The sequence below is a fragment of the Paraburkholderia sp. genome (assembly GCF_034668105.1).
GTDB lineage: Bacteria > Pseudomonadota > Gammaproteobacteria > Burkholderiales > Burkholderiaceae > Paraburkholderia.
This window is the reverse complement of sequence record NZ_JAXDPY010000513.1, coordinates 1-6,463: the sequence shown is the minus strand read 5'-3', so window position 1 is coordinate 6,463 and position 6,463 is coordinate 1. Positions and strand designations below refer to the sequence as shown.

10 protein-coding genes are annotated in these 6,463 nt (G+C 60.9%); 6 read left to right on the top strand and 4 right to left on the bottom strand.

The genetic code is table 11. The features are described 5' to 3' along the window. Positions 1–275: ArsC/Spx/MgsR family protein (locus QOC89_RS22940; protein ID WP_323047112.1), on the top strand; the 275-nt coding region annotated here is incomplete at its 5' end. Positions 276–310: 35 nt separating this feature from the next. Here QOC89_RS22940 and QOC89_RS22935 read toward each other — a convergent pair. Next, positions 311–1,294 (bottom strand): sulfonate ABC transporter substrate-binding protein, encoded by a 984-nt coding sequence (locus tag QOC89_RS22935; RefSeq protein WP_323047111.1) that lies wholly within the window; start codon positions 1,292–1,294, stop codon positions 311–313. Between the two features lie 228 nt (positions 1,295–1,522). Here QOC89_RS22935 and QOC89_RS22930 point away from each other — a divergent pair, with 228 nt between their 5' ends. Both QOC89_RS22930 and QOC89_RS22925 read left to right on the top strand, forming a co-directional pair. Further along, positions 1,523–2,899, top strand: coding sequence for a gluconate:H+ symporter (locus QOC89_RS22930; protein ID WP_323047110.1), 1,377 nt, complete (start codon positions 1,523–1,525; stop codon positions 2,897–2,899). Positions 2,900–3,035: 136 nt separating this feature from the next. Beyond that, positions 3,036–3,326, top strand: coding sequence for a DUF1272 domain-containing protein (locus QOC89_RS22925; protein WP_323047109.1), 291 nt, complete (start codon positions 3,036–3,038; stop codon positions 3,324–3,326). A gap of 97 nt (positions 3,327–3,423) precedes the next feature. Here QOC89_RS22925 and QOC89_RS22920 read toward each other — a convergent pair whose 3' ends face one another. Beyond that, a complete protein-coding gene (locus QOC89_RS22920) occupies positions 3,424–3,633 on the bottom strand; it encodes a zf-HC2 domain-containing protein (protein WP_323047108.1) in 210 nt (69 codons plus the stop codon). Next, positions 3,614–4,222: an RNA polymerase factor sigma-70 gene (locus QOC89_RS22915; RefSeq protein WP_323047107.1), complete on the bottom strand. Its 609-nt coding sequence runs from the start codon at positions 4,220–4,222 to the stop codon at positions 3,614–3,616. The genes QOC89_RS22920 and QOC89_RS22915 overlap by 20 nt, the downstream gene beginning before the upstream one ends. A gap of 459 nt (positions 4,223–4,681) precedes the next feature. Here QOC89_RS22915 and QOC89_RS22910 point away from each other — a divergent pair, with 459 nt between their 5' ends. The 3 genes from QOC89_RS22910 (at position 4,682) to QOC89_RS22900 (ending at position 5,921) form a co-directional block, all read left to right on the top strand. After that, a complete protein-coding gene (locus tag QOC89_RS22910; protein ID WP_323047106.1) occupies positions 4,682–4,813 on the top strand; it encodes a hypothetical protein in 132 nt (43 codons plus the stop codon). Positions 4,814–5,352: 539 nt separating this feature from the next. Beyond that, positions 5,353–5,637: a hypothetical protein gene (locus tag QOC89_RS22905; RefSeq protein WP_323047105.1), complete on the top strand. Its 285-nt coding sequence runs from the start codon at positions 5,353–5,355 to the stop codon at positions 5,635–5,637. An 11-nt stretch (positions 5,638–5,648) separates the two neighbouring features. After that, complete coding sequence (locus tag QOC89_RS22900; protein WP_323047104.1) at positions 5,649–5,921, top strand: DUF6723 family protein; 273 nt, start codon at positions 5,649–5,651, stop codon at positions 5,919–5,921. A 118-nt stretch (positions 5,922–6,039) separates the two neighbouring features. Here QOC89_RS22900 and QOC89_RS22895 read toward each other — a convergent pair whose 3' ends face one another. Then, entirely contained in the window at positions 6,040–6,246 is a 207-nt protein-coding gene (locus QOC89_RS22895; protein ID WP_323047103.1) for a hypothetical protein, read from the bottom strand. Between the last annotated feature and the right edge of the window lie 217 nt (positions 6,247–6,463).

The window sequence follows — 6,463 nt, the reverse complement described above, 5'->3', positions numbered from 1 at the left end:
AAGCAACGGAAATCGTCGAATACCTGAAGCAGCCGCTCACCGTCGCGCAGTTAAAGCAACTCAACGCGCAGCTAGGCTGCACAGTCCGCGAGATGATCCGAGCCACCGAGGCCGAATACAAAGCCCTCGAACTGTCGGACACCACGCTGAGCGACGCTCAGTTATACGAAGCATTGGTAACGCATCCCATTCTCCTGCAACGTCCGATCGTCGTGCGAAACGGGCGCGCCGTAATTGGCCGCCCGCCGGAAAATGTCGAAGCGCTATTCGCCTAAGCCTCGAAACATCGCGGCCCAAGTGCCTGAATGCCTCAAGCCTTTTCAGGCAACGCAGCGTCCTTAGTCACAATCCTCGTCGGGATGATGCGCAGTTCGCTAAACGTGTCCGCAATACGTTGTTGCTCCGCAAGTACATTCGCGTCGACGGGCTTGTAGATGTGCGCGTAGTGCCTCAACCCCGCTTCGATCACGCCTGCGTCTAGCCCTTGAATCGGCGCGAGCTGAGCGGCTGCTTCGCTGTAGTGGCCGCGTACCCACGCTCCCTCTTTGCCCACCTCATCCATCGTGATCGCGAGCACGTCGCCGTTTTGCTGCGCAAACGGCCGTGCGCTCAGGAAGAACTGATGGTGACTCACGATACCTTCGGCGTCGGCAAGCAAGCGCGCGTTCGACTGGCGTTTTGCGGCCTCGAGGAACGGATCCCAGATCGCCCATGCATCGATCGCACCGCGTTCGAAGGCCGCGCGCGCATCGGCGGGCGCCAGAAAAACGGGCTGGATATCGCTGTACTTCACGCCATTCTTCTGCAACGCGGCGACCAGAAACCAGTGAACATCCGATCCTTTGTTAAACGCGATTTTCTTGCCCTTCAAATCGGCCAGCGTTTTGATCGGCGCGTCCTGATGGACGAGGATACCTTCGGCATGCGGCGTCGGAATTTCATAAGCGGTGTAGACAAAGTTCGCGCCGGCAGCCTGGGCGAATACCGGGGGGGCCTCGCCGACATAGCCGAAGTCGATCGCGCCGACATTCAAGCCTTCGAGCAACTGCGGCCCGGCGGGAAATTCAGTCCATTTAACGGTGATGCCGAGCGGCGCGAGCCGCTTTTCAAGCGTGCCGTGCGCCTTCAGCAGCACAAGCGTGTTGGCCGCTTTCTGATAACCGATGCGAAATTCCTTCGCGTGGGCATCCGCGGCGAAGACAGACGCGGAGACAACGGGTAAGGCCGCAGCGGCCAGCGAGGCGCCCACGCCGGCGATAAACGCGCGGCGCTTGAGCAGCGGATGATGGGACATAAAAGTGCTCGTTAAAAAGACGGACGCAAAACGGACCGATTGGCTCCGACAATAATTCGTCCGCAAGCCTGGACGAACCGATAAATTCGCATAAGCAAATCACGCCGAAGCGCCTTGGACGTACCGGCGCTTCCCCGCTGCGCGTCAGGCTGCGTGAAGGCGCCGCGTCCCGCTACAATCCGTCATCCGCGCGCAGTCGCGGCTGCGTCAATCGAAAAAAGGGACATCGTGCATCTGACGACAACACTCGCGCCGTGGTCATCCCACGACACTCAACTGATTTTGTCGTGCGCGCTCGGGCTCGCACTGATCATCATTTTCATCAGCGTGCTGAAGCTCGCGCCGTTTCTGTCGATTCTGGTCGGCACGTTCGCGGCGGGATTTTCGGCTGGTCTGCCGCTGGAAGCAGTAGCCAGCGCATTCAGCAAAGGTGCCGGGGCGTTACTCGGCGACGTCGGCATCATCATCGCGCTCGGCGCGATGCTCGGTGCGCTGATGGCCGAATCGGGCGCCGCCGACCGACTCGTCTCGACCATCCTCAAACATTCCACGCCACGCACGCTGCCGTGGATGATGGCGCTGGTGGCGATCATCGTCGGTTTGCCGCTCTTCTTCGAGGTCGGTCTGGTGATGATGGTGCCGATCATCTTCGTGATGGCGCGCCGCTCGCAGCAGCCGATCCTGCGGATTGCGATTCCCGCGCTCGCGGGCATGACCACGCTGCATGCGCTATTGCCGCCGCATCCCGGTCCGCTGATCGCGGTCAGCGCGCTGCACGCCGATCTCGGCCTGACGCTCGGTCTCGGATTGATCGTCGCGATTCCGGCGGTCATTCTCGCGGGCCCGGTCTACGGCATCTGGTTGTCGAAACGGATGCACGTGGTCGAGCCGGAAGAAATGGGCAAGCTTTTCACCGCGCCGCAAAACACCGGCGAGCCGCCGAGTTTCGCCATCTCGCTCTGCACGATCCTGTTGCCGGTCGTGCTGATGCTGGGCCGCACGGTTGCCAAACTTCTGCTTCAACCCGAGACCTTCCTGTTCAACGCACTCGATTTTTTGGGTGAACCGTTGGTCGCACTCGGCCTCACCGTGCTGTTCGCGGTCGTGGCGCTGGGCTGGTCGCGCGGCATGGCGCGCGACCGGGTCGGCGGCATTCTGCGCAAGAGCTTGCCGCCGATCGCCGCGCTGCTGCTGACCATCGGCGCAGGCGGTGGACTCAAGCAGGCGCTCGTGGTGGCCGGCATCAGTACGACGATCGGCAAGATCGCCGTTGGTGCGCACATGCCGTTGATTCTGCTGGCGTGGCTGATCGCCGTCGCGTTGCGCCAGGCCACCGGTTCCGCGACGGTCGCGACCACTACTACGGCCGGTATCGTTGCGCCGGTCGTCGCGGGTCTCGGCGCGACGCACAATTCGCTGATGGCGCTCGCTATCGGCGCCGGTTCCGTGTTCTTCTGCCACGTGAACGATGCGGGCTTCTGGATGGTGCGCGAATACTTCGGCCTGCAATTGAAGCAGACGGTTCTGGTCTGGTCGGTGCTGCAGACCATTGTCTCTGTCGTTGGCCTTGCATTGACGTTCGTATTGTGGACTGTGCTGACCTGAGCACGGCCTGAGGAGCAGCCGGTGGCAGGAATTGACGCTCTGCTGTCCATTCCGCATGCCGCTGCCCGCTTACACTGCTTCGGCATAGCGAGGTGCAGTCCAAGACCTCGCTCCCCTGTCAACGCGGAGCCCCACCATGCTTGAACTGAGACCGTCCTGCGAAGGATGCGGCAAATCCTTGCCGCCGAACGCGTCCGACGCGATGATCTGCACGTACGAATGCACGTTCTGTGAAGTGTGCGCGCTCAGCACGCTGCGCAATGTGTGTCCGAACTGCGGCGGCAATTTCCAGCATCGGCCGATCCGCACGCGCGCGCAGTTGGCCAAACATCCGGCGCGCGCCGAAGCGCATCCCGTTTCCATCGACGAAACGTCGCACGCAAACTTCTTCGAGCGTTATCGGCACACGCCGCCCGGCGAGCGTTAAACGAGTCAATAACTGAAGGCGGAGGTCAATGCGCTCGCCGTTTGCTATAGCCCGCGAGGCCGCGAATTCGACGCCCCCGCCCGAACTCAACACCACGTCAATCCTCGCGCTCATCCACGCCCGGCAACGCAATCCCGCTGACCGTGTGCGCAGCCACGCGCAACAGGCGGATCTGCTTGCGGTAATTGCGGCAGCCGCTGCAAATCGGCAGATGCAGCCGGATCGCGACCCATTCGCCGGTCGTCAACGAGCGGTCGAGCGCGTCCGACAACAGACGCGTGATGTCCTTACATTTCCCCATTCGCATCCTCTCTGGACAGGCCCTTTTCGCTCAGGCAAGTGCGCAAGCGCAGCCGCGCGCGGTAAATCAGTACGCTGCAGTGATTGGCGGTCATTTGCAGTTCGGCGCAGATCGCTTCGGTTTCGAGATCGAGGAATTCGCGCATCATGAACACGCGCCCAATGTTCTCGGGCAAACGTTCCAGGCACATCTCGAACAAGGTCCAGAATTGCTGCTGACGCAGAGCGGTTTCCGGTGTCGGCCAAGGTTGCGGCTTGGTCTCGCGCGACCAGTGGCCGTTGTCCTTGAAGAGTTCGCGATCGAGCAGCGCCTCGCCGTCGATTTCGGATTCGAGCGCCGACAGGTTCACCGTGCGCTGCCGGGCGCGCAGCGTGTCGATGAGCTTGTGCCGCAGGATGCCGAACACCCAGGTCTTATGCTCCGATTGCGCGTCAAATCGGTCGGCTTGCGTCCAGGCGGCGGCCAAGGCCTCCTGGACCGCGTCTTCGGCGGCCGCGGCATCGCGTAGTTGCAAACGGGCGAAGCGCAACAGGTCGCGCCGCAGTTGCGTGAGATAGGCGGGATTGTCGAACGCTGGCCGGCTTACTTGCGACATGCCAAGCCCCTTCGCCGCGATCGTGATTGCCGCAGTTTTTCTCGTGAATCGTTGTGTTTCATAGGCAAGTGCGTACCTTCGCGCGGTTCCTGGGCGTGTGCGCCATTCTCCCGCACGTTCCTGCGCAAGCGAATCGGTATTGAACATGTGCCCGCCAGCTAAATATGACCTGACCATCTTAGTCGTGCCGCAACGGGCTTTATGACAACAGCGCAAACCGCAAAAAACATTATTGCGAAAAATGAAATCAGGGCTGCGACGGTGAAACTTGAATATAGACGCAGCGCTAGGCATGCCGCCAGAATATCCCTGTCCGTCAAAAACGGGCCTGCCTCGATTATTTCAATACTTGAAAAAATATCTTCTAGTCTTCGGTGTTTTTAGGCGGACGCTGGATCGCTATTCTTCACTCCATCGATCACCCAGATCGCGAATCAAACGCCAAAGAGGAGTAGCACCATGAAACGCATTCTTTCCGCCCTGATCGCTTCCGTCGCTCTGTTTGCCGCCGCTTCGGGCGTAGCCCACGCTGCTGCGCCGGCCCAATGCAACGGCCCGGCATCGTATTGCAACGTGTTCTTCGGCAACTGATCGTCGGAGGGGTTGGCCGGTTATCTGCCCGGCTCCCGCTTGTTGACGAGAACGTTCTCGAAGCTCAAAAGGGGCGCCTATCAAGGCGCCCCTTTTGCATTTGATCCAAACATTCGACGGGCCTGCAACACCGCCGCGAAACATGGCCGCACGCCCGCTCCATCGGCGTTCGAGCGGGATCAGAAAGAAAACGGTACGCAATACGCGGCACTCCGAAGCAACACCCGCGCCCGGCACGTAAATGCGTCTAATGCTCACTCTTCCAACGTGTTACAGTGAGTCAACAGCTTGCAGTTCGCCTGCGCGTCTACGCAGCTTCTCAGGCATCAGCCTCTCATCACAGCGCCCTGAATCGAACAGGGTCCTTTCCTTCTACTCTTGCTTTGCGATGTCATCGGCGCGGCCGGCCAGAAGCAGCCGCTGTCTACGCACATCGTCCGACTTACACCTTGTTTTTCGCTGGTACGCCGCGACTCGCCGGCGTCAGGCCGAACCCACAGCGACGCTTCACGCGAGATCCTTCACCGGAGACGACCACCATGAGCAATACAATCAGAAGCTACCGGGGCCTTGAGATTTACCCGCTGGTCTATCCGCACCAGCCGCGTTCTCCCGATGGCGCCCGCCACTACGACTCGGGCTTCGACGCCGCAGTGCGAATCTGCCGGCGCGGCACCGACGACACCTTGACCACCAGCCGCGTTTTCCGCGTGCCGAGCCGTTCGCCATTCGGCGCGGCAGGCGACGCGCGGATTGCATCAGCCAGTTACGCGGAGCGGGTGATCGACGGCATGGTTGCCGGCGAGTCGATCGCCGGACTCTGATGCGAGCACCGATGGCAAGCCATGTTTCCAGGCGCTCGCAGGGCGCGCATTCCACGCCGCTCACCGGCCGCGCGAACTATCAGGTCGCGGTGTCGTCGCGTCGCACATCTAGCGGAACGGTGCCTACGCTGAAAGTGACCCGTTTGAGCGACGAACGCGTGATTTACCCGTTTCAGGGCCATGCTGACATGCCCTTTTTTGAGAATGCGGACGCTGCCCAGTTATTCGCCGAAACGTACGGCTGGCAGCTGGTAGACGGGGACATTGCCGTCCCCGAGGCATAAGAAAGACGCGTATAACGCGTCGTCTGCAAACACGCGGGCGCCCCGACGTGGCGTCACGGTAAAATTGCCGCGCCGCCGCGACTCACCCGGTGCGGCATCAACGCCTGCCGCTACCGGATCAGATTTTCCCGCCGCCGTCCATGCCACCGCCCTGGCGCCACACTGCCTTGCCCTGTTCGGATAGCTCGCCGCTGCTATGAACCGCGTCCGCTTCGGTACCGTCGACAGCCATTTCGCCGCCGGCTTGTTCTTGCGACCGCTGCTTCTGCTTCTTTCGAGCGGCCACGGCTTCGTCGTGTGACTTCCCTGCATAGTTCTGAGTCATTGCCGATACTCCGTGAAGTGGGTGAAAAAACGCCCGTTTGCCTCAAAACGTCCTAAGCCGGAAGCGTGCTTGATTGACAAGGCAAAAGTACCAGTTATCCACAAGGTTATTCAGTGAATCTGTGGATAACTTTGGGCGCAATAGGGTTATCCACCGGTAGGGACAGGGGATATGGGTCATGCGCCGCCGACAGATGGCGTTTTTCTACCCGCCGCCG